1 pseudogene is annotated in these 397 nt (G+C 56.2%); it reads right to left on the bottom strand.

Annotation, left to right across the window (positions count from 1 at the left end):
• A pseudogene (locus tag QN395_RS21740) lies at positions 1–355 on the bottom strand (aspartate-alanine antiporter); the annotation flags it as partial.
• Positions 356–397: the final 42 nt, after the last annotated feature.

The raw sequence follows: 397 nt of genomic DNA, 5'->3' as shown, positions 1-397 counted from the left end.
TTTTTGTTTGCACTCGGTCCAGATCCACGGGGCTGCCGGTGAAGTGTAATTCATCACCGCTTTTCAGGATGATCTTGCTAAGCAGCGGAAGCGCTAGGCCCATGCGCAAGACCCTTGTCAAAAATACGCCGTGACGCGTATCCACCGTTACGTGGTCGTGAATTTCGCCGACTTCACGCCCGCTCAGCGCGCGATTGGTTAAAATGATTTCACGACTCTCCTGTACCAGTAACATGTCCGCCGGTGCGCTGATTTCCTTGCCGAAGTAATCGGCTGCGGCTTCCATGACGGCAATCAGTCCAGTAACCGCCACCATGTCGCCGGCCAGCACGACGGTGGTGTCCGCGATCGCCAACGGTTGTCCAGACCGATAAATCGCCTCTACCGAGGCATCCGA

This window comes from Undibacterium sp. RTI2.2 (assembly GCF_035018705.1).
Classification (GTDB): domain Bacteria; phylum Pseudomonadota; class Gammaproteobacteria; order Burkholderiales; family Burkholderiaceae_D; genus Undibacterium.
The sequence above is the reverse complement of the archived record's forward strand: the minus strand, read 5'-3'. Positions and strand labels throughout refer to the sequence as shown.